The 21,747-nt window shown below is 63.2% G+C and carries 14 protein-coding genes; 8 read left to right on the top strand and 6 right to left on the bottom strand.

Annotation, left to right across the window (positions count from 1 at the left end; genetic code table 11):
- Positions 1 to 74: 74 nt before the first annotated feature.
- From ACYVBS_RS09875 to ACYVBS_RS09860, 4 genes are all read right to left on the bottom strand, one after another.
- Entirely contained in the window at positions 75 to 917 is an 843-nt protein-coding gene (locus ACYVBS_RS09875; protein WP_460823372.1) for an alpha/beta fold hydrolase, read from the bottom strand.
- Positions 914 to 1,303 (bottom strand): hypothetical protein, encoded by a 390-nt coding sequence (locus ACYVBS_RS09870; RefSeq protein ID WP_460823371.1) that lies wholly within the window; start codon positions 1,301 to 1,303, stop codon positions 914 to 916. The genes ACYVBS_RS09875 and ACYVBS_RS09870 overlap by 4 nt, the downstream gene beginning before the upstream one ends.
- Before the next feature lie 400 nt (positions 1,304 to 1,703).
- Complete coding sequence (locus tag ACYVBS_RS09865; protein WP_460823370.1) at positions 1,704 to 5,042, bottom strand: non-ribosomal peptide synthetase; 3,339 nt, start codon at positions 5,040 to 5,042, stop codon at positions 1,704 to 1,706.
- Entirely contained in the window at positions 5,039 to 10,129 is a 5,091-nt protein-coding gene (locus ACYVBS_RS09860; RefSeq protein ID WP_460823369.1) for an amino acid adenylation domain-containing protein, read from the bottom strand. The genes ACYVBS_RS09865 and ACYVBS_RS09860 overlap by 4 nt, the downstream gene beginning before the upstream one ends.
- Before the next feature lie 232 nt (positions 10,130 to 10,361).
- On the opposite strand from ACYVBS_RS09860, the gene ACYVBS_RS09855 reads away from it, so the two are divergent.
- Together ACYVBS_RS09855 and ACYVBS_RS09850 are read left to right on the top strand one after the other, a co-directional pair.
- Positions 10,362 to 10,778 (top strand): hypothetical protein, encoded by a 417-nt coding sequence (locus tag ACYVBS_RS09855; RefSeq protein WP_460823368.1) that lies wholly within the window; start codon positions 10,362 to 10,364, stop codon positions 10,776 to 10,778.
- A gap of 165 nt (positions 10,779 to 10,943) precedes the next feature.
- Positions 10,944 to 11,741, top strand: a complete 798-nt coding sequence (locus ACYVBS_RS09850) for a hypothetical protein (protein WP_460823367.1) — start codon at positions 10,944 to 10,946, stop codon at positions 11,739 to 11,741.
- Between the two features lie 184 nt (positions 11,742 to 11,925).
- On the opposite strand, the gene ACYVBS_RS09845 is transcribed toward ACYVBS_RS09850, so the two are convergent.
- Both ACYVBS_RS09845 and ACYVBS_RS09840 read right to left on the bottom strand, forming a co-directional pair.
- Positions 11,926 to 13,323, bottom strand: a complete 1,398-nt coding sequence (locus tag ACYVBS_RS09845) for a TIGR03013 family XrtA/PEP-CTERM system glycosyltransferase (protein ID WP_460823366.1) — start codon at positions 13,321 to 13,323, stop codon at positions 11,926 to 11,928.
- Between the two features lie 224 nt (positions 13,324 to 13,547).
- The gene (locus ACYVBS_RS09840) at positions 13,548 to 14,366 is read right to left on the bottom strand and encodes a 4'-phosphopantetheinyl transferase family protein (RefSeq protein WP_460823365.1); all 819 of its coding nucleotides are present in this window, start codon (positions 14,364 to 14,366) and stop codon (positions 13,548 to 13,550) included.
- 273 nt (positions 14,367 to 14,639) lie between these two features.
- On the opposite strand from ACYVBS_RS09840, the gene ACYVBS_RS09835 reads away from it, so the two are divergent.
- From ACYVBS_RS09835 to ACYVBS_RS09810, 6 genes are all read left to right on the top strand, one after another.
- Positions 14,640 to 15,017 (top strand): CopL family metal-binding regulatory protein, encoded by a 378-nt coding sequence (locus ACYVBS_RS09835; RefSeq protein ID WP_460823364.1) that lies wholly within the window; start codon positions 14,640 to 14,642, stop codon positions 15,015 to 15,017.
- Between the two features lie 121 nt (positions 15,018 to 15,138).
- On the top strand, positions 15,139 to 17,070 hold the full coding sequence (locus tag ACYVBS_RS09830) for a copper resistance system multicopper oxidase (protein WP_460823362.1): 1,932 nt from the start codon (positions 15,139 to 15,141) through the stop codon (positions 17,068 to 17,070).
- Positions 17,067 to 18,140: a copper resistance protein B gene (locus ACYVBS_RS09825; RefSeq protein ID WP_460823361.1), complete on the top strand. Its 1,074-nt coding sequence runs from the start codon at positions 17,067 to 17,069 to the stop codon at positions 18,138 to 18,140. Before ACYVBS_RS09830 ends, ACYVBS_RS09825 begins: the two co-directional genes overlap by 4 nt.
- 172 nt (positions 18,141 to 18,312) lie before the next feature.
- Positions 18,313 to 18,822: a DUF411 domain-containing protein gene (locus ACYVBS_RS09820; RefSeq protein ID WP_460823404.1), complete on the top strand. Its 510-nt coding sequence runs from the start codon at positions 18,313 to 18,315 to the stop codon at positions 18,820 to 18,822.
- A gap of 116 nt (positions 18,823 to 18,938) precedes the next feature.
- On the top strand, positions 18,939 to 19,337 hold the full coding sequence (locus tag ACYVBS_RS09815) for a heavy metal-responsive transcriptional regulator (RefSeq protein ID WP_460823360.1): 399 nt from the start codon (positions 18,939 to 18,941) through the stop codon (positions 19,335 to 19,337).
- Positions 19,334 to 21,700, top strand: a complete 2,367-nt coding sequence (locus ACYVBS_RS09810; RefSeq protein WP_460823359.1) for a heavy metal translocating P-type ATPase — start codon at positions 19,334 to 19,336, stop codon at positions 21,698 to 21,700. The genes ACYVBS_RS09815 and ACYVBS_RS09810 overlap by 4 nt, the downstream gene beginning before the upstream one ends.
- The last annotated feature ends 47 nt before the right edge of the window (positions 21,701 to 21,747 follow it).

The following is a 21,747-nucleotide window of genomic DNA, read 5'->3' as shown; positions in this document are numbered from 1 at the left end:
CGCGACTCGTAGGGGCCGAGAGGAGCTGGTGGGCGAGGCATAGAGTGGTGTCGCTTGTTGACTATCCATGGCAGTCACTGCTCCCCCTTGGTGCGGAGGCTGTCCATCCATTCCGAGACGGTCCCTATCAGGCGCTCCCGCTGCGCTCTTCCAAAATAGGTGTGGTCACAGTCAGGCCAGTAATGCATGGTCACTCCTGGGTCTCGCACCGCGGGGCCAAATGACCACTCAAACTGCCTCGGGTGCAGGAAGTGTTCGGCATACCCTCCACTGAAGATGCTCAGTACGCGAACGCGACGATCGATCATTTCTGCGAACTGTTGCATCGCAAGCTCCCTGTCTGGCCAGGAACGAAATGCGTTCGCATCCAAACCGCCTCGTGCCCTCAAGCGTTGCGGCAACCGGCGTGCGAAATGCTTCCACTCCCAGGGCAAGCGCCGTATGAGTCCAATGGCTCGGGCATAGTGGTACCACGGGCCAGAGAAGCAAACGCCATCCATTAGCAGCAGGCCGGAAACACGCGTGTCGGTGACCGCCACATCCCAGCCCGTATCGGCGGCACTGCAGATACCGCCGATGACAAAGTGTTCGCAACCATGACTGGATTGCAGCCTGTCGATCGCCGCGATGCTGGCCTGGGTCGCGTCACAGCCGGTTATGCTCGGCGCCTCGCCCACTCCTGGGACGTCAAACCGGAAGCTGCGAATGCCCCTTTCCGCCAATCGCTCTGCCAAGGTTGCGTGCAGCCGAAATGGGCCGGATCGTGGCTGAAGTCCGGCACTCGGCAGCAGCAACATGGGCCCTCTGCCAGGCGGGCCACTCAATATGCCAAGCAGTCGTCCGCCCGGACCGAACCGAACAAACGCGTTGTCGGCTGTTCCAAGATGCACGTCGCAGGTTTCCAAGGCGGCATTCATGCACGCACCGTCGCATCCAACGAACGCCCAAGGTGGCTGACTAGATCACGAACTTGCGGCGTCAGGAAGAACGTGGAGTCCATTGCAGCCTCGTCATTGAAGGCCGGCGCGGTAGGCGGCAGGACAAAGGTTCTGGAGGGCAGGACGGGCAACGTCCGCTCCTGACCTGGGCGCAAGACTGTCCAGACCGGCAGATGGCTGGCGAACACGTCTTCAAGGCGTGACTCTGCAAGGTCCTCGCGCAGCCCCAGCGGGGCAGAAAAACCCATCAACTGCCTGTCACCACGGTTGTCGAGCTGCTTGATCCCGGGTCGGGGTGGCGGGCGCGCCAGCCGCTCCCGTGCGTCCACGTTAGTGAGCTTCCTGAGCCAGTCGGCCCCATCCATAATGGGCTCCCAAAGCACCAGGGGACTCGCGTCTCCGCCTTCGCTGACCCAGCCTGGTAGCACCAGTGCACTGCCCCTCCATGCAACGAGACACACCCGACTGACAGATGCCCATTGCCTCAAGGCGGATACTGCGACGTCCAGATCCCGACGGAGCGTCGAAAAGTCCGTTTCGTCCCCTGTGCCGCTCGAGTCACCCGTGCCATGGAAGTCAAATCTCAGGCACGGAACGCCCTGCCTCGCAAACTCCGCTGCCATTTCAGTCATGAATCGACGGCAACGAGAAAGTTCGTGAAGTAGCGGCGGAGCGATCACCACGCCGATGGTCGAAGGCCCCTCTGCCGGGTGAAACGCCGCATACAAGCGGTGCGACGCTGGCCCAATCCATAACGGCTGCCAGTCACTGTGCATCGCGTCCTGCCTTGCCCCTGCGAAACAGGCGGCGCAAACCCATCCCCAACTTTCCCCCGATGCCTGTCTGGTCGACATCACCCGTGCTGGGCATTGGGAGTCGCGAGGCGACCTGACCTAGCGTCTCCGCGCCCAGGCGAATCAGTTTGATCCGATAACCCGTGTCGCGTTCCACGCGCGCCGCCATCTGCACGGCAAGCATGGAGTGTCCGCCCAACTCGAAGAAGTTGTCTTCTTGCCCGGCTGGCAGACCCAGCAAGTCGGACCAGACTCCGGCGAGGTAACGGACTCTGGGGTCCATGTCGGTTTCCGACAGGTCCGTCTTGGCAAGGTGAGGCTCGACGGCCGCAGCGGGTGCAGGCAAGGCTGCGCGGTTGGTCTTGCCGTTGGGGAGCTGCGGAATGGCGTCGAGCACGATGATGTGTTGGGGCACCATGTAGGCGGGCAGCACTTGCTGGAGGTGAGCCTTCATCTGGCCCTCCTGTGCCACAGCCCCCGGTGCCAGGACAACGTACGCCACCAGCCTCTGGTCGTTCCCGCGATCTTCGCGGACTACCACCACGGCTTGCGCAACCCCCGGAACGGCGACAAGGTTGGCCTCGATTTCACCCAGTTCGATTCTGTAGCCGCGGACCTTGACCTGGCTGTCGAGCCGTCCCATGTGTTGCAGATTGCCGTCCTGCCGCCAACGGCCACGATCTCCCGTGCGATATAGCAATGCCGCAACATCTGGCGTGGCTGCATTGATGGCCGGGTTCGTGAATCGATCGCTGATGAAGCGCTCCGCTGTCAGATCGGGGCGATTGAGGTAGCCATTGGTGACGCCTTGCCCGCCTATGCAAATCTCGCCGGGGACACCGAGCGGGCAGAGCTCTCCGCCATCGTCCAAGATCCAAATGCTGGTGTTGGCAATCGGGCGCCCGATGTGGACATCAGCCAGTTCGCCGGTCGTGGCGCCTTCGATTTGCGCGCAGGTCGACCAGATCGTGGTCTCCGTTGGGCCATACACATTCCAGACGGAATCGCATCGTGCTGCCAGGGACGCCGCCAGGTCAGGAGCCATGGGCTCTCCACCACATAGCGCCTTGAACCCCGAACTGCCCTGCCACCCCGTTTCCAACAGCAATCGCCAGCTCGACGGCGTCCCCTGCATGACCGTGGCGTCGCTCCGCTCGATCAGCTCGCGGAGCGCGTTGCCGTCAGATGTTGTCTCGCGGTCTGCAAGAACGACCTCAGCCCCGACGGACAAAGGCAGCAAGAGCTCAAGCACGGCAATATCGAATGACAAGGTCGTAATCGCCACCAGCCGGTCCTGATTGGACAGTCCAGGCGTTCTTGCCATGCTGGTCAGGAAGTTCGAGACAGCCCGGTGTGGAACGACCACGCCTTTAGGCCGCCCCGTTGAGCCTGACGTATAGATCACGTACGCGGGATCCTCCTGTGAGGCGCTGTCAGCGTCCCGTCCAATTCGTTCTGCGGATGCGGCGTCAATACGCGCAGCCTCCGCGTCAAGCAGAAGCACGGGTCTACCGCGCAGGTCGAATCGCGATTCATGCTGGGAGGTGGTGATGAGCGCGGAAAGCCCCGCGTCGGCGGCCATGTAGGCCAGGCGGTCGGCCGGAAAGGCCGGATCAAGCGGAACATAGCCCGCGCCTGCCTTCAGGACGGCAAGGAGCGACGCGACCATGTCGATGCTTCGATCCAGAGCCAGGCCGACCAGGCTCCCCTTTCTGACGCCATGCCCACGGAGCGCGCGCGCAATTCTGTTCGAACGAATTTCGAGGTCCCGATAGCTGGCCCGAACATCCCCATGCACAATGGCGTGGCGCATCGCAAATTGATCGCACGTGCGCTCAAAGTATTCATGCATGCGGCACGCAGGGTCATAAGCCACGGGAGATGGCTGCAACTGCTCGAGCTCCGTTCGCGAAGCCGCATCCAGCAAGGAGAGACGTGCCATTGCCGTCGATTCGTCCTTTACGGCGCCACGCAGTAGTGTTTCGTAGGCGCGAAGCCAGCGCCGAATAGTGGAGGCATCGAACAGATCAGTGTTGTACTGACACTCAAGCCTCAGTTCCCCCTTGACCTGCACGGCGTTCACGAACACCTCGAAGGTCTCGAACTTCCGAGGGGTGCTTTCAAACTCCATGGCCAGACCCGTGAATGCAGAGCTCTGCTGGTCCAGCGCTTGATCCAGGTTGAACAGGACACTGACGAGCGGCATGCGCGCTGGGTCACGCGGCAAACGCAACTTCGTCAAAAGCGTCCCATACGTACACTGCTGATGGTCAAGTGCATCAAGCAACGTGGCCTGTGCCACTCCGAGTAGCGTGGAAAACGGGTTGGACCCCTCGATGCAGAATCGAAGTGGAAGGGTGTTGACGCAGTGCCCGACAAGATCGTCACTGCCTGCGACCGGTTGACCAGCGGCAGGGATGCCGATTACGACGTCGGACTGTCCGGTCAGCCGGTATAGCAGGCCGGAGAAGCCTCCCAGCAGGGTTGCGAAAAGGCTGGCGCCTTGTGCGGCCCCTATGCTTCGCAGGGCGGACAGGAGTTCCGAGTCAATGACATGATCCAATCGTGCCGAAGCGAAGCTCCGCTCTGACGGTCTCGGCCGGTCAGCAGGCAGCTCCAGTACTGGCACGCTTCCCGCAAATACGGACTCCCAATAGGCCTCGTCACCCTGGCGCTTCGTGTCCGATGCCGAGTCGGAATCGCCAACGGCGAAATCGACAAAGCTAACGGGCGCGGGCAACGGCGACTTTTTCGCGCCGCTGTGCTGGGCATATAGCGCGCCCAGTTCACGCACGATTACCCACCAGGACCAGCCGTCACAAATGACGTGATGGGCCGTAAGCAAAAGGATGTGCTCAGTGGGCGTGATGCGTATCAGTTCTGCCCTGAACAGTGGGTCAAGGGCTAGTGAAAAAGGCGTCTGTACCTGGCAGTGCAACCGATCGGCAAGGGCTGTTCCGGCGTCCTGCAATGCAAGCCCTGAGAGGTCCACGATTTCGCATGTGAAAGGGGCTCTGGCGCGAACACACAACTCCATTCCCCCTGGCGCCACATTGGCCCGAAGGGCGTCATGTCTGTCCACGAGGTCCTGCAGTCCCCGACGCAGCGATTCAACGTCCAGCGCCCCAAGGAACCGCAACGTGACTGACAGGTTGAATGCCAAGGAGGCCTCGGGGCTCAACTGGTCAGCCAACCAGATCTCACGCTGGGACCGCGTGGTGGGAACTACCTTCTCGAGTGCCCCAAGCAGGAACGGATCGTAATCCACTGCGGAAAGCGTCGGCGTTGCCGGCAGGACTGCGGTGTTCATGTGCCCACCTTCAGGAACTTTCCAGCGCGTTGAGGATCCGCCACAAACCATGCCGGCCGCCCGTCCGGTTCGCGGCCGAGACGTGCCCCTGGAACGATGGGATGAGCATCATCCATCTCCAGCCTTGGCACACTCTGACGAGCACTGGCTACGACATGAAGCTGCTTGACGATGTTTGTTGAGTCGCCCTGGTCAGCGACACTTGTCTCATCTGGAAGCGAAGCTTCAAGTTGCCGCGCCAGCCGATCAAGACTCGAGAGATCGGTCATGAGATCTCGGAACGAAATCTTCATTGGGAACACGCGCTGCAATTGCAGCGCGAGTTGCGTGAGCATCAGGCTATCCATTCCAAGCGCTATGAAATTCTCATCCGCGTCTGTGTCGGCGACATGGAAGCCTGCCGTATCCTCAATGACTTGCCGGATCCTCTCTTTCAGCGCGGCTCTTGGGTCTACAAAATCGAGACGCTTTGATTGCGCATCGACATCCTCGCTTTGGCTACCATTCGGGCTTAGTTCCGCGGTTGCGCTCGCCTGCGAGACCGGTGTCCTGACTGCTGCTTTTGCCGCTTCGACCCAATAGCGTTGACGATCGAACGGATACGTTGGGAGACGCACCCGATGACGGACTATCCTGCGATCAAAGAGCGCAGGGTCAATGGGTACGCCATGCACCCAGAGTTGTCCGGTCGCAAGCCGCACCATGGCCTCCTCGGTGTCCGGGCTTTCGCCAAGAGAGGCCAGTGCACTTACATCATGCTTCTGGCATGTCGGATGCTGCCTTGCCAATGTGCAGAGGGTAGCGCGTGGCCCAGCTTCCAGCAGAATGCGCCTGCCGTCTTCCACGACTCGGCCGATCGCCGAACTGAATCGGACCGGCTCACGCAGGTGGGATGCCCAGTAGTCTGGTGATAGTGCTGCGTCCTCGGGCAGCCAGTCACCGGAGGCCGTCGAAACGATGGGTACCCGCGGTGCTGACAATTCAAGCTTCGCCACTTCGTTCCGGAAGGGAATCACTGCCGGATCCATCATGTGGGAGTGGAACGCGTGCGAGGTGCGGAGCGTCCTGCACGCGACTCCCTTCTGGTCCAAGGTCGCCCGAAATGCAGCGATTGCTTCATGTGGGCCAGACACCACGCAACTGGCAGGCCCATTCTCAGCTGCCAGCGACAACTCGGAGGGAAGGATGGGCAGCAGGTCCGCCAATGACATGCGGGCTGACAACATGCCACCTTCAGGCAGCGCCTGCATCAGCTCGCCCCGCATCGAGATCAGACGGATTGCATCCGTGAGCTTGAAGACGCCAGACAGCGTCGCCGCGACAAACTCGCCGACACTGTGCCCAATCATGGCAACTGGCGCTATTCCGCTGGCCAGCCACAGTCGGGCCAACGCGTACTCGACGATGAAGGTGGCTGGCTGCATGATGGCGGTCGGCCGCATCGCCTCCGGGTCGTCGCTGGCCATCCGTTCGCGGAGTTCCTGGCCGGCGCTTGGGCCTAACGCCTCGATACACTCATCAAGAGCAGCCCGGAAGTTCGGCTCCGACGCATACAACGCGCGTCCCATGCCGGGATAGGTTGCCCCTTGACCGGGGAAGAGCAGGACGACGTCTCTTGGACGCGCGGGGCGGCTGCGGGCTGCCACAGCAGCGAGCGCTGGGCTACGCAACTGCGTGACTGCATCTGGAGCGTCACCCGCAACGATGGCCAGCCGATGCGGGAAAGCCTTGCGCCCCACTGACAGTGTCCATGCTACGTCGGCAAGGTTGACGGCACCTTCCTTCTCCAGATGGTCGGCCAACCTGTTGGCGGCCAAGCTCAACGCGTTTGGCGAGCGAGCGGAGAGCACCAGCAGTTGAGGCCCCCTCCCCTGGTCCGACTGGGGAAGGCAAGGTGCCTCCTCAAGGATGATATGGGCGTTTGTTCCGCCGACACCAAACGAACTTACGCCCGCGCGCCGGGGGTGTTCACCTTGTGGCCACTCGACCGTGGCGGCGTTGACCACAAAAGGCGACGCGGAGAAATCGATGGTGGGGTTGGGCGCATGGAAGTGAAGCGTGGCGGGGATTCGTTGTTCATGAAGCGACAGGGCCGTCTTGATCACCCCTGTGGCGCCCGCAGCAATCACAAGATGACCGACATTGCTCTTTACCGACCCAATGCGACAAAACCCCGTTGCGTCGGTTTCACGCCGGAACGCCCGCGTCAGGCCTTCGATCTCGATCGGATCTCCGACCGGGGTTGCCGTGCCATGTGTCTCAACGTAGCTGATGCTCCGCGGATCCACTTGGGCGCGTTCGTGCGCCATTGCGATCACGGCGGCCTGTCCGTCACTACTGGGTGCAGTGAAACTGGCCTTGCCGGCGCCATCATTGTTGACCGCGCCGCCCCGAATGACCGCATATACCTGGTCGCCGTCCGCGATGGCATCCGGTAGTCGCTTGAGCATGACTAGGGCCGCCCCGTCGCTGAAAACGGTCCCCTGAGCATCGGCATCGAAGGTGCGCGTGTGGCCGTCCGGGGAAAGCATCGCGCCTTCCTGATATACGTACCCGCTGCGCGGTGGACAGGTGATCGCCACGCCACCCGCCAGAGCCGCGTCGCATTGGCCAAGGCGCAGGCTGTCCATCGCTTGGCAGATGGCGACCAGCGAGGTCGAGCACGCGGTGTGGACGCTGATGGCGGGACCGGTCAGGTTCAGCTTGTATGCGACACGCGTGGCGATGAAATCCTTCTCATTGTCCAGCATCACCTGGAAGGTGCCGACCTTGTCGATCAGGTCGGGGCGAGCGGCGACGTGGTGCTGGAAGTAAGTGGCATTGAACATGCCGGCAAAGACACCCACCGGGCGAGGCATCGCGTCAGGCACGTACCCTGCCCGCTCAATGCATTCCCACGCCAATTCAAGCAGGAGCCGTTGCTGGGGATCCATCAATTCGGCTTCCCTCGGGCCAATGCCAAAGAACGCCGCATCGAACCACTCGACGCCATCGATGATTCCGCGCGCCTTCACGTAGGCTGGGTCAGCGCGCTGCTGGTCCGTGACGGACGTATCGAGGTCTTCAGGGGAGAAGAAGGTGATGGACTCGACCCCCTCGCACAGGTTGCGCCAGAAAGCCTCGACATCGGAGGCGCCAGGAAACCTGCCCGCCATGGCGACGATCGCGATCGGATCCTGGAGGGTGGAATCCTTTCCGTGCCGCGTGACAAACCTGGAGGCAGGTATGTCGTGGGTCTCACCTTCTTCAACGTACGCCGCCAACTTGGCAGGCGTCGGGTTGCGAAACAGGACCGACGTCGCGATCGTCCTTCCGGATGCTGGACCAGGCAATTCGCGTAGTCGGAGCAGCAACCGGGTCGCCAGCAGAGAATCTCCGCCTAGCTCAAAGAAATTGTCATTGCGGCCAACAGAGTCAATGGCCAGCATCTCACTAAAGCACCCACACAACGTGGACTCCAGGGCGCCGCTCGGAGGTTCATACGTGGTTGCTATCTCAGGACGTTGCCGGGGTGGAGACGGCAATGCCCGCCGGTCGAGCTTGCCATTCTCCGTGAGCGGGAGTTCGGGAAGTTCGACAAACGCAGCCGGGACCATGTATTCCGGCAAGGATTCGGAGAGCTGGCGCCGGAGCTCTGACGGGGACACCTGTCCTCCAGCCGGTACGACATAGGCGACAAGGCGCGCCTCAGGTTGTCCATCCTCGCTTCGCGCGACTACTGCGCAAGCACGGACAGACTCGTGCCCGCTGAGGACGCTCTCGATCTCGCCTGTCTCAATGCGGAATCCGCGGATTTTCACCTGCTGGTCGCTGCGGCCAAGATACGCAATGTCGCCGTCAGGGAGCCGCCGTGCGAGGTCGCCCGTCTTATAGAGGCGCAGGGTGCTTCCCTCCGGCGACTGCCACTCAAAGAACCGCTCTGCCGTCAGCTCGGGCCGATTGAGATAGCCGCGACAGACGCCCGCTCCTGCCACGTGGATCTCGCCCACCTCCCCCATTGGGACAGGATCGAGATTGGCATCGAGCAGGTATAGCCGAAGATCAGGAATCGGCTGCCCGATGAGACTACCTGCATTACGTTCGACGTCGCCGAGCGTCAGGGGACGGTAGGTCACGTGAACCGTCGTCTCGGTAATCCCGTACATGTTGACCAGTTGCGGACGCTGGTCGCCATGACGCTCCAACCATGGGCGAAGCATTTGCAGCTCCAAGGCTTCCCCACCGAAGATCACGTAGCGCAACGCGAAGTCCATCGGATCGATGCCAGCGACCAGGTCCGCATGGATCAACGCCTTGAACGCAGAGGGCGTCTGGTTAAGGACCGTGACGCCTTCGCTAACCAGCAACCTGAGGAACTGCTCTGGCGACCGGCTGGTCAGGTACGGGACGACCACCACCCTACCGCCGTGAATCAAGGCGCCCCATATTTCCCATACGGAGAAATCAAAAGCGTGCGAATGGAAGAACGTCCACACATCCTGAGGCCCGAAGTGAAACCACGCCTCAGTGGACGTAAATAGCCGTGCAACGTTGGAATGGGTGACTTGGCATCCCTTGGGCTTGCCCGTGGAACCGGAGGTGTAGATCACATAGGCGAGATCTTCGGGGCTAACAATGTGCTCCGGGTCGTGGTCCGGATCGCTCTGGAACGCGGACCACGTGGGGTCCACCAACAACGTCGGCACGCCAACGGCCGGCAAGGTCGCTTGGTGCGCTTCGGAGGTCAGTAAAACCGCCGGACGAGCATCCTCCAGCATGAATTGCACCCGCTCCCGCGGGTACATTGTGTCAATGGGCAGGTATGCACCCCCGGCCTTCAAGATGCCAAACAGGCTGATCACCATTTCGGTGGAGCGATCCATCCCAATGGCAACCAATGTGCCAGGCCCCACTCCCATCGTGCGCAGCCGATGGGCCACCTGGTTGGCTCGCCGATTCAACTCCAAGTACGTGAGGCTGACACCGTCACACGTGACGGCCATCGCCTCAGGGGTCATGGCGGCCTGTGCTTCAATCCGCTCGTGGATGCAGGGCGTCTTTGCCCGCGGCGCCTGCCCTGGCGGACGCTCGTCGAACTGCTGGCTCATGCCTCCTCCGGCGTTTAGGTTCGCATCGCGCCAGAACGGCAGCCGTCGCACTTGGCGTCGGTTGCCGTGGGCCCCCTCGGGGCGGGCATCCCCAATCTGGCGATTGATGCTCGCGCTGATGTGTGAGAGAACGTTGCGACCGAGGGCATACGGCCAAGTGGTCGGCATGACCTGCGCCGGATATGCTTGATACACGAGGCATTGGGCTAGAATCATCAAGCGGGGGTGCGCGATGAAACCCGACCTGACGCTGCTGTATACAGAGCTTCGACTGAGGCCGGATTGCACCTTTCCGGAGCTCCAGCTCGCCTACCGCCGGCGTATCGCGGAATTGCACCCCCATGGCTCCCTGGAGGATTCCAAGTCACCGGAGTCGGCCGCCGCGCTGCGGAACCTCATCGCGCTCTATACCACCGCGGTCCGCTTCCATCGGCGGTACGGACGACTGCCTGGCGCAACGCCCTACCGGAGCGGATCGCCGGCCCCGGGATTGCCGGTGCCGGCCCGCCCGTATGTCGAGCACTTGCCTGTTGCCACCCCGCCTCAGCAGGCGGCACCCCCTACCCGGGTTGCATTGGGCTTGGCCGTTGCCTTTCTGGTCGTGCTGTTCGGACTGCTTGCCCTGGCCTCGGGTGAGTGGCTCAGGTGACCGGACGATCCATTGGCAGGCCATGCCTCTAAGCCCGCGATGGTGGGCAAGCAGAACAAAATCTCCTCAGGCACATAAGCATTGACCGCCCACCAGGCACCTCGCCGTTGTCACAGGCAGGCACGTCCGTGCCCATAGTCGGGTTGCCTCGTGGGGGCTCCGTTCATGGAATCGCACAAGCTTATGCTGGATCCAGTCGCAATCCGCCGTCGACTGTTCCTTACCGTTTTCGTCTTGATTGCCATCAATGTGGCGCTTCAGGCCTATCGATTGGTCATGCACCAAGAGAGCGTCATGGGCCTGCCCATGTTGAGCCTGGACAAAGAAAACAATGTGCCAGCGCTCTTCTCGACCATCCTTCTGCTTGCCGCGTCGATGATCCTGGCCTTCATCGCGCTTCTGGAGCGGGGCCGCGGTGGGCCGGATACCGTCAAGTGGACCATTCTGTCCGCAGGCTTTCTCGCAATGGGTGTGGATGAATCTCTTTCGATCCACGAGCGACTGATTGACCCATTGCGAGGCATCCTCGGGGATTCGCTCGGGGTGGAACGACTTGGCATCTTCTACTTCGCCTGGGTAATCCCAGCCATCGTGCTCGTGATTGGCTTGGGCATCTACTTCCTCCCCTTCGTGCGCCGCTTGCCACTTCGCACCGGGGTCATGCTCCTGGTATCCGGGGTGGTTTACCTTGGCGGCGCCATCGGTGTTGAACTTCTCGAGGGCTGGTGGCGCGAAGGTCACGGCCACAGGAACATGCTCTACCACGCACTTGTCAGCCTTGAGGAGGGCATGGAGATGGTCGGGATCATCCTGCTCATCCATACCCTGCTCGACTTCCTCTCTGCCCGCTATGGCGAAGTGCGACTGGCTCTGGTTGGGCGAGGTTCTTCCGCGACCGTACAAGCGCGCCGAGGCGCCCAGACGGCCGGTGGACATGTGCTTGGCCGGTCGGCAACTGAATGACCCGCCCAACTCGGAAGCAATAGCGTCTACTGCCTGCGCCGGATTCTGCTGGATGCCACAGGCGATCGCTGAGTCAGGGCGCTATTGGATTGACGTATGAGGTCGTCGATCCGCAGCTGAAAATCATGGATTGACGCCCCCAGACGGCCATGAACTTCTGCAATTCATGGCACTCCGGGGCGACTCACCGCGAACCCCTATGGAACATGACGACCTCGACGGTCTGCAGCAGGATCAGCAAGTCAAACACCAGGCCGTGGTTCTTCACGTAGAACAGGTCAAACGTCAGCTTCTCCTCGGCGTCCCGCACGGAAGCACCATAGGGATAGCGCAGCTGAGCCCATCCGGTTAGCCCAGGCTTCACGCAGTGGCGCACGTTGTAGTACCTCACTTCCTGGTTCAGCATGTCCACGAAGGTTGGGCGTTCAGGACGCGGCCCGACAAAGCTCATTTCCCCCTTCAGGATATTGAACAACTGCGGCAGTTCATCCAGTCGCACCAAGCGAATCAGTCGACCGACGCGCGTGGTGCGGTCATCGCCTTGGCTGGCCCACCGCGCAACGCCGTCCGCCTCGGCATCCACGCGCATGCTCCTGAACTTGATCAGGTCAAAGTGGCGTCCGTTCTCACCTACGCGGGTCTGTCGGTACAGGATCGGACCACGCGATTCGAGGGCAACGCAGATCGCCACCACCAGCATCGCAGGCCACGCCAACAGGAGTAGCGAGCATGCAGCCGCCAGATCGAAGAATCGCTTGTTCAGACGCCGCGAAATGGAGTGGTCAAATCCTCCGGAGAATGCCAGCCAGGAGGGATCAGCGACGTTCAGTTTGACCATGCCGGCCTCACGCTCGAAAAACGTGGACAGGTCGGTGATGGTGATTCCGCGCTGCGCGCACTTCAGCATTTCCTCCATGGGCAGCGCGCCTCGCCTTTCGTCCGGTGCCACGACAATCTCATACACCTGCAACCACTCCGCGATCTCCGACAACGAGAAGTCTGTCTTGAGCAGCAGCTTGTCGTTGACATGGACGGGCTGACCAGGAATAGGCAGAAAGCCGACGACCGTGAACGAGGCGCGATCGGTCCGTCGGCGCATGCGGTTGTTGATCAGGTCTGCGTTGTCCCCAGCCCCGAGCACCATGATTCGACGCCGAAAAACGTCAGTGCGGAAAACCCGATCCGCCACCAGTCGAAATGACCCAACTGCAGCGAAGCCAAGAATCAGCGCTAGCGCCAATACACCACGGCCGATGTAGACATGGGGCAATAGGTAGTACAGCACCAACAGGGCGATGCCACCAAATGCGAATGAAAGTAGCAGTCGTATCAGGAACTCCATGCGGCTGTGCCGTACATGTACCTGGTATAGGCCGAACGCCACCATCGAGATGGTGATGAAGAACGCGAATATGACGGATCGGGAAACACTGGAGTTGGACGCGAACACCCTGAACCCTTCCGGATCTGCGACGAACCGGATCCAGGCCGCCGCCATCACGGCAAGCGTCAAGATAAGGACCTCTGCCAACCACAGCACCAACAGTGCTCGACTCTTCCGGCTGGCCAGTGCAACGCTCATTTGATACTCCCGATGATCGTGCAGCGCCTGTACGCAATCCGCGCGGGCGCTCGGCTGACGTTGACATCCTGGGCCGCTTGTCCTGCTTCGGCCATGGGCATTGCGCGACTTGGACTCTGCGTGCCGGTTCCTGCCCCGCGTTTTCCTCTGCTCTCGCAGCCCCAAGGCAGGCTTCCTACCTGCGCCTATCAATTCCAACGGAAGAGGCGACTCTGGTCGGCCGCTCACCCGTGTCGTGCGGGCCTGTGCGGTGGACCCGACGCTCGCCATTCATATGAGACAAGCGGGCGCAGCCAAGAACAGGTGATTGGCATGCCGGGCGCGCCTGCGACTGCTGCGTGCCAACTGCGGCCCGCGTTCAGCGCATTAACCTGGCAGAGGCCTCCTTTGGGCAGCGGCAACAGGCCACGATCCGGCGCTGGAAAGCTGCGCATCTCGCGACGCATCCCGATGCCGGCGGCTTTCAGGTAGGCCTCCTTTCGCACCCAAAGGCCAAGCAGTGCTTCGCCTCCATCGACGCCATCCACGGCATCCCTACCCATTCGCTCCGAGGGGTGGCAGATCCAATCAGCCAGTTCGGGCATGACCGCGGCGCGTGACGTTGGCTCAACATCCACCCCTATCGCCCCAGTGGCCGTGATCGCAAAGGCCGCGGCGCGCCGTCCGGCATGACTCAGGCTGGTGGACACCTCGCCACCCGAAAGCCGTGGGCACCCAAGCCCGTCTCGCTCAATGAGAACGCTCCCCGGGTCGCATCCCAGAAACTGCGCGAGCATCAAGCGATGCAGCGCATAGGTCAGGGTGAGGGCATCGCGGTCGCTGCTGAAGCGCTGCCTTCCAACCCGTTCCCGCTCTGCCACGTCGAGCATGCCGTCGGCCTCCGCAAGCCAAGGCGACCACTCACTCAGCTCGACCAGACCGACGAAGATGCCAAGGGCTGATACGCTCGACCGGAATGATTCGGGCATCACGGCGCAAAGGGCCAGAGAAAATGCCTGGTCAGGACCGGGCTGCATCCCCGCATGGGCAATCGTCGTCACCATGCTCTATGGGGCACCGTGGTTGCGCTACTCACTCATCTGGAAACGCCCTGGTGCCCGGCAACAGGTCAGCCGACGCACCTAGCGGGTGTGCGAAAGGCGGCAACTGGCCCGTTCATCCCGCACGATGGGCATCGCGGTTGCCTCGTGGCGATGGGCTCGGAGTCGAGTCACCTGCGGCCGCTGAAGGGCCCTATCCACCCATGAACCTGACCGAAAAGCCGCCGTTCTGGACGGGTATGACTGGCCGCCGCGCCGCCGTACACTAGGGGCACCATGCGTTTTTTGCCTGTCCTACTACGAGTGCTCATGGCCACGTGCCTGATCCTGAACGGGATCGGGACCGCCATGGCGTCGGCGAGCATGGGGGCAAGTGACGCGTCCAGCAGTTTGAATTCACCGCGATCCGTGGACACCGGGCCCCATGCGGCGGCGCTGCCGGATCACGCCTCGGATCCCTGCGCCGGTCAGGACCTTGGTGATTGCTGCAGTCCCGAGCAATGCGACGGCGCCTGCACCCAAGGGGTCCAAGCCGACCTTTTCCAGGCTCAGGTGCCTGCTTCCATCGGTTTCGTCGAAGGCCCCTCGGAGCGACCGGCCGCGTCGCGCTCTGATCCAGCGCTGTCGCAACCCGTCAGGCCACCCATAGCCTGACCGGCAAGATGAACCGTCCTGTGATGGCCCCAAGTGCCGCGGGACGGAAACCGAGGCCTGCACCACCCTTTGACGGCGTCGTGCCCAGGCTAACTTCGCACCTTGCTTCCGTAGAGCAATCATGTCGCATTCCAAAGCCCCCAGTGCTGGAGGTCGTCCCGTGGCCGACCTTTCCCGACGCCGATTCGTAACCGGTCTGGCGGTAGGTGGCGTCGCCACTGCCGCAGGCCTGGCGCGCTGGCCCGCCTTCGCCGCCCCCACCCAGCCGGGTCCAATCGTGCCCGAGTTGCGTGGCACCGAGTTTGATCTGGCCATCGGGCGATCGCCCGTCAATTTCACGGGCCGTGAACGTCTGGCCACCACGGTCAACGGATCATTGCCCGCCCCCATCCTGCGCTGGCGCGAGGGAGACACCGTCACCCTCCGCGTGGCCAACCGTCTGCGTGACGCGTATTCCTCCATCCACTGGCACGGCATCATCCTGCCCGCGAACATGGATGGCGTGCCCGGACTGAGCTTCGATGGCATCGCGCCAGGCGAGACCTACACCTATCGATTCCAGCTGAACCAGGCGGGTACGTACTGGTACCACAGCCATTCAATGCTGCAGGAGCAGGCAGGCCTGTACGGCGCGATCATCGTCGACCCGCGCGAGCCCGCCCCTTACCGCTTTGACCGCGAGCACGTTGTGTTGCTGTCGGACTGGACGGACATGGACCCGGTCGCCCTCTTCCGTCGCATGAAGAAGATGGCCGAGCACGACAACTACTACAAGCGGACCGTCGGCGACTTCATGCAAGACGTGCGTGAGGACGGATTGTCCGCCACGCTGCAGGACCGCGGCATGTGGGGGCGCATGCGCATGACGCCCACCGATATTTCCGACGTCAACGCGCATACCTACACCTACCTCATGAACGGCGCGGCTCCGGCAGGCAACTGGACGGGCCTGTTCAAGCCGGGCGAGAAGGTGCTGCTGCGCTTCATCAACGGCTCGGCGATGACCTACTTTGACGTGCGCATCCCGGGTTTGAAGATGACCGTGGTGGCCGCCGATGGCCAATACATCCACCCGGTGACTGTCGAGGAATTCCGCATTGCCGTTGCGGAAACCTTCGACGTACTGGTGGAGCCGACGGGGCAGGATGCGTTCAGCATCTTTGCACAGGACATGGGCCGCACCGGTTATGCCCGCGGAACGCTGGCGGTTCGCCAGGGGCTGGAAGCGCCACTGCCGGCGCTGGATCCACGACCGCTACTGACCATGGCAGACATGGGCCACGGCGGACACGGTGCCCACGGCAAGGCCATGGAAGGAGGTTGCGGAGCGGCCATGGGCATGGGCATGGGCAGCACCTCCGCCATGAAAGGCATGGAGGGCGGCTGCGGCGCCTCGATGAAGAGTGCGGAGGGCAGCTGCGGCGGCAGCATGAAAGGCATGGAGGGCGGTTGTGGCGCGGCCATGGCGAGTCCGGCCCAGGACTCGCATGCGGCCCACGGGACCGGTGCCGCCTCGAGTGGCATGGTGGAGCATCCCGCCACCGAGAACGGCAACCCCCTGGTGGACATGCAGAGCTCGGCGGTCGCGCCCAAGCTGGACGATCCTGGGATTGGCCTGCGCAACAACGGCCGCAAGGTGCTGACCTACGCCGACATGCGCAGTCTGTTCGACGATCCGGACGGTCGCGAGCCCAGCCGCGAGATCGAACTGCATCTCACCGGCCACATGGAAAAATTCGCGTGGTCGTTCAATGGGCAGAAGTTCATGGACGCCGCGCCGCTGCGCCTCAACTACGGCGAGCGCATGCGCATCGTGCTGGTCAACGACACGATGATGACCCATCCCATCCACCTGCACGGCCTGTGGAGCGATCTGGAGAACGAGCAGGGTGAATTCCACCTGCGCAAGCACACCGTGGACATCCCGCCAGGCACCCGCCGCAGCTATCGCGTTCGCGCGGATGCCTTGGGGCGCTGGGCCTTCCACTGCCATCTATTGATGCACATGGAAGCGGGCATGATGCGCGAAGTGCGCGTGGAGGAACGCGCATGAGCCGCTCCCCTACCCTTGTCCCGCTCGCCTTCGCGATCGCCGTCCTGCTGCCCATGGCCGCACAGGCGCAGGATCACGCCGGGCACCATGGACATCGCCAGCTTCAGTCCGGGACGGATGCGCAGCAGGACGCGCATGCCCACCCCGCACCAGATGCCCAGACACCGCCGGAGACAACCGATCCGCATGCGGGGCATGCCGGCCACGCCGTGCCAGCGACGACGGTGGAGTCCGACGCTGGTGCAGACCACGCCGACCATGCCGCGCACTCGCCCCAGGCAACACCGGACGCCCATGCCGGCCACGCCGCGCATATGACCCATGCGGGCCATGTCGGGACGCCTGCCCGCCCCAACGAGCCGATTACTCCCATTCCTGTTGTGACCGACGCGGATCGTGTGGCGGCGTTCCCCACACTGCACAAGCACATGGAGCACGCGCCGGAATTCAACTGGTTCGTGGGAGTAAATCGCCTGGAAGTCTGGGACGCCGACGAAGGCCGCGGCGAGGCCTGGGAGGCATCGGCATGGTTTGGCACCGACCTCAACCGGCTTTGGCTGCGCAGCGAGGGCGAGCGCGTTGACGGTCATACCGAAGCGGCGGACGTTGAGGTGCTGTACGGACGCAGTGTCTCCGCGTGGTGGGATGTCGTCGGCGGTGTCCGGCAAGAAACGCGCCCCGGGCCGTCGAGCACGTGGGCCGCGTTCGGCGTGCAGGGCCTGGCTCCCTACAAGTTTGAGGTTCAGGCGACGGCTTACGTCGGCGATGGTGGCCGCGTCGAGGCCAATGTCGAGGCGGAATACGAGTTACTGCTGACCAACCGATTGATTCTTCAACCCGTGGTCGAGTTGGATTTTGCGGCTAAGGACGATGTGGAGCGCGGCGTCGGTAGCGGTCTGTCGAAGGCCGAAGCCGGGTTGCGCCTGCGCTATGAATTCACCCGGCGGTTCGCGCCCTATGTCGGCGTTGTCCATGAGCGCGCGTTCGGACGTACCGCCGACCTGCGGGACGCCGATGGCGAACACGTCAGCGATACCCGGTTTGTTGCTGGCGTTCGCATGTGGTTCTGAGGAGATGAGCATGTTCCACCAGAAATCGCGTTTGTCACTTGCCATTGCGGTGGCGATGGCTTTAGCCGCCTGCAGCAATGGAACGGCTCCGTCAGAAGCCGCCGGCCAAGCCTCCGCGCCAGCGGCGACCGCCACGAGTGCGGCTGTCCCGGCTCCCACGTCGTCGTCTGAGATTGCAGCGCCGGGTACACCCGGCTCGATTGCCTCGTCTGCAAACGAGGCGGCCACCCGGGTCCCTCCCGCAGGTGCCAGTAAGTCCGCGACGCCGAAAACGTCCGGCAGCGCCAAACCGGCAGGCGCCCTGCCCCTGCTCGTGGTGACCAAGTCGCCTACCTGCGGCTGCTGTCACCTGTGGGTGGAGCACATGCAGAAGGCGGGCTTCAAGGTGGAGGTTCACGATGTGGACGACATCAACCTGATCAAGGCGCGCGTCGGCGTGCCCTATGGCAAGGGTTCCTGTCACACCGCCGAGGTGGGCGGCTATTTCGTCGAAGGCCACGTGCCGGCTGAAGACGTCAAGCGCCTGTTGGCCGAGAAGCCCGACGCCAAGGGCCTGACGGTGCCCGGCATGCCAATGGGCTCGCCCGGCATGGAGATCCCCGATGGCCGCGTGCAGCCGTACGCGGTGGAACTTGTGGCCCGCGACGGCAGCACCTCCGAATTTGCCCATCACGGTCACTGACGGAGCCCGCGGCGCCGCGAACGCATCGTTCCGGCGCCGCGCCTTACCGTGGGCTTGACTCTGGACTATGGTCCAGAGAGCAGACTGGCGACAGTCCCTACAACTGGATCGCTGCCATGCAGATCGGTCAACTCACCAAGCGCACGGGTGTCCCCATCGACACCATCCGCTATTACGAAAGCCACGGCATCCTCCCTACTCCGCCCAGGCAGCCGTCGGGCTACCGGTCCTATGGCGATGACGACGTGGCCCGGCTGCAGTTCGTGCAGCGCGCCAAGGCCTTGGGCTTCACCCTGCGCGAGATCCGCGATCTCCTCGATCTGTCCGGTCGCTCCGGCGAGGACATGGCCAGCGTCCGCGACGCCGCCGCTGAAAAGCTCGCCGACGTGGAGCGCAAGCTGGAGGAACTGACCCGCATCCGCGATGGCCTGCGCCAACTGGTGGACGCGTGCCCCGGGCATGGCCAACTCAGCGCCTGCCCCATCTTGACCGCACTGTCCAAGGAGGACGCATGAACACGCACGAGCATCATCACGGCGCCGGTGCACCTGCCTCCGCACACAGCTGCTGCGCCCACACACCTGATGCCACCGCCACCCTAATCGACCCTGTGTGCGGCATGAAGGTCGACCCGGCAAAGACGCCGCACCACGCCGATCACCATGGCACGACCTACCACTTCTGCGCTGCACGGTGCCGGGAGAAGTTTGTCGCCGACCCGGAAAGGTACCTGGCGCCCAAGTCCAGCGAGCCGGCGCCCATCGCGCCCCCGGGCGCGATGTACACCTGCCCGATGCACCCGGAAATCCGCCAGGACCATCCTGGCACCTGCCCGATCTGCGGCATGGCGCTGGAGCCGGAGATGCCCAGCCTGGAGGAAGAAGACAACCCCGAGCTGATCGACTTCACCCGCCGCTTCTGGTGGACGTTGCCGCTGACGCTGATCGTGCTGATGCTGGCGATGTTCGGCCACCGCATGCACGCGTGGCTGTCCACCGAAGCCCGCACATGGGCCGAACTGGCGCTCAGCGCACCGGTCGTCCTGTGGGCCGGCTGGCCGTTCTTCGAGCGCTGCGTGCACTCCATCCGCAATCGCAGCCCCAACATGTGGACGCTGATTGGCATTGGCGTCGCTGCGGCTTTTGGCTACAGCGTGGTGGCCACCATCGCACCCGACATTTTCCCCACTTCGTTCCGTGAACATGGTCGCGTCGGCGTGTACTTCGAAGCGGCAGCGGTGATCATCTCGCTGACGCTGCTGGGCCAGCTGCTGGAACTGCGTGCGCGCTCCAAGACAGGCGCGGCCATCCGCGCGCTGCTGGGGCTGGCACCCAAGACCGCGCGTCGCCTGCGGGATGATGGCACCGAGGAAGACATCGAGCTCAGCCACGTGCACGTCGGCAATCGCCTGCGCGTGCGTCCCGGCGAGAAGGTGCCCGTGGATGGCACGGTGCTGGAGGGGCATTCCAACGTCGACGAATCCATGCTCACCGGCGAGCCGATTCCGGTGGAAAAGGCCGTGGGCGCCACGGTGATCGGCGCCACGCTCAACGGCACCGGCAGCCTCGTCATCCGTGCCGAGAAGGTAGGCTCGGAAACGGTGCTGGCGCAGATCGTGCAGCTGGTGGCCCAGGCGCAACGTTCTAGAGCGCCGATGCAGCGCATGGCCGACAAAGTGGCGTTCTGGTTCGTACTGGGCGTGATTGCCGTGGCGGTGACGACGTTCTTTGCCTGGGGGATGTTTGGTCCCGAACCGTCGTGGACGTACGCCGTACTCAACGCGGTGTCGGTGCTTATCATCGCCTGCCCATGCGCCCTCGGCCTTGCCACGCCAATGTCGATCATGGTCGCGACGGGCCGCGCGGCACAGGCCGGCGTGCTGTTCCGGGACGCTGAAGCCATCGAGAACTTCCGCCGCATCGATACCCTGATCGTCGACAAGACCGGCACCCTGACCGAAGGCAAGCCCGCGTTCCGCACCGCCATCGCCGCCCCAGACTTTGCGGAGGAAGAGGTGGTGCGCCTTGCCGCGAGCCTGGACCAGAACAGCGAGCACCCGCTGGCCGATGCCATTGTGGCCGAGGCGCGGCGCCGCAGTCTCCGGCTGGAAACCCCGCAGCACTTCGAGTCGTCCACCGGGATTGGCGTTCGCGGCGTTGTCGGCGAACGCAAGGTGGCTATCGGCAACAGCGAGCTGATGCGGGAACTTGGCGTGGACGCCACGCCGATGCGTGAATCAGCGGACTCGCTGCGGAACGAAGGCGACAGCGTGATGTTCCTGGCCGTCGATGGTGCGCTGGCTGGCCTGCTGGCCGTGGCGGATCCCATCAAGGCGTCCACGCCCGAGGCGATCAAGGCGCTGCATGCCGCCGGCCTGCGCATCGTCATGGCCACCGGCGATGGTGCGGTCACGGCGCAGGCCGTGGCGCGCCAGCTCGGCATTGACGAAGTGCATGGTGAGGTACGGCCGCAGGACAAGGTTGCCCTGGTCCAGCGGCTGAAGGCCGAAGGCCGCAAAGTGGCGATGGCCGGCGACGGCATCAACGACGCACCGGCATTGGCCGGCGCCGACATCGGCGTGGCGATGGGCACCGGCACCGACGTGGCCATGTCCAGTGCGCAGGTGACGCTGGTGAAGGGCGACCTGCGCGGCATCGCCCGGGCGCGGACGCTTTCGGAGGCCACGGTGGCCAACATGAAACAGAATCTGGCGTTCGCGTTCCTCTACAACGCCTTGGGCGTGCCGATTGCGGCAGGCGTGCTGTACCCCGTGTTCGGCCTGTTGCTCAGCCCCATGATTGCCGCGTTGGCGATGAGCCTCAGTTCGGTCTCGGTGGTCGGCAACGCGCTGCGCTTGGGGCGCACCGAAGTCGAATGACGCAATGGGGCGAAGTTGCCCATGGCAAGCGCCCGGCGGGGTCTTGG

Source organism: Lysobacter olei (assembly GCF_054777355.1).
The sequence above is the reverse complement of the archived record's forward strand: the minus strand, read 5'-3'. Positions and strand labels throughout refer to the sequence as shown.

Excerpts from the sequence above, each read along its gene's own strand:
- ACYVBS_RS09870 (WP_460823371.1), bottom strand. The coding sequence starts at position 1,303 with ATGGATGGGGCCGACTGGCTCAGGAAGCTCACTAACGTGGACGCACGG.
- ACYVBS_RS09815 (WP_460823360.1), top strand. The coding sequence starts at position 18,939 with ATGCAGATCGGTCAACTCACCAAGCGCACGGGTGTCCCCATCGACACC.
- ACYVBS_RS09825 (WP_460823361.1), top strand. The coding sequence starts at position 17,067 with ATGAGCCGCTCCCCTACCCTTGTCCCGCTCGCCTTCGCGATCGCCGTC.
- ACYVBS_RS09835 (WP_460823364.1), top strand. The coding sequence starts at position 14,640 with ATGCGTTTTTTGCCTGTCCTACTACGAGTGCTCATGGCCACGTGCCTG.
- ACYVBS_RS09875 (WP_460823372.1), bottom strand. The coding sequence starts at position 917 with ATGAATGCCGCCTTGGAAACCTGCGACGTGCATCTTGGAACAGCCGAC.
- ACYVBS_RS09860 (WP_460823369.1), bottom strand. The coding sequence starts at position 10,129 with ATGAGCCAGCAGTTCGACGAGCGTCCGCCAGGGCAGGCGCCGCGGGCA.
- ACYVBS_RS09810 (WP_460823359.1), top strand. The coding sequence starts at position 19,334 with ATGAACACGCACGAGCATCATCACGGCGCCGGTGCACCTGCCTCCGCA.
- ACYVBS_RS09865 (WP_460823370.1), bottom strand. The coding sequence starts at position 5,042 with ATGAACACCGCAGTCCTGCCGGCAACGCCGACGCTTTCCGCAGTGGAT.
- ACYVBS_RS09855 (WP_460823368.1), top strand. The coding sequence starts at position 10,362 with ATGAAACCCGACCTGACGCTGCTGTATACAGAGCTTCGACTGAGGCCG.
- ACYVBS_RS09850 (WP_460823367.1), top strand. The coding sequence starts at position 10,944 with ATGGAATCGCACAAGCTTATGCTGGATCCAGTCGCAATCCGCCGTCGA.
- ACYVBS_RS09840 (WP_460823365.1), bottom strand. The coding sequence starts at position 14,366 with ATGGTGACGACGATTGCCCATGCGGGGATGCAGCCCGGTCCTGACCAG.
- ACYVBS_RS09830 (WP_460823362.1), top strand. The coding sequence starts at position 15,139 with ATGTCGCATTCCAAAGCCCCCAGTGCTGGAGGTCGTCCCGTGGCCGAC.
- ACYVBS_RS09845 (WP_460823366.1), bottom strand. The coding sequence starts at position 13,323 with ATGAGCGTTGCACTGGCCAGCCGGAAGAGTCGAGCACTGTTGGTGCTG.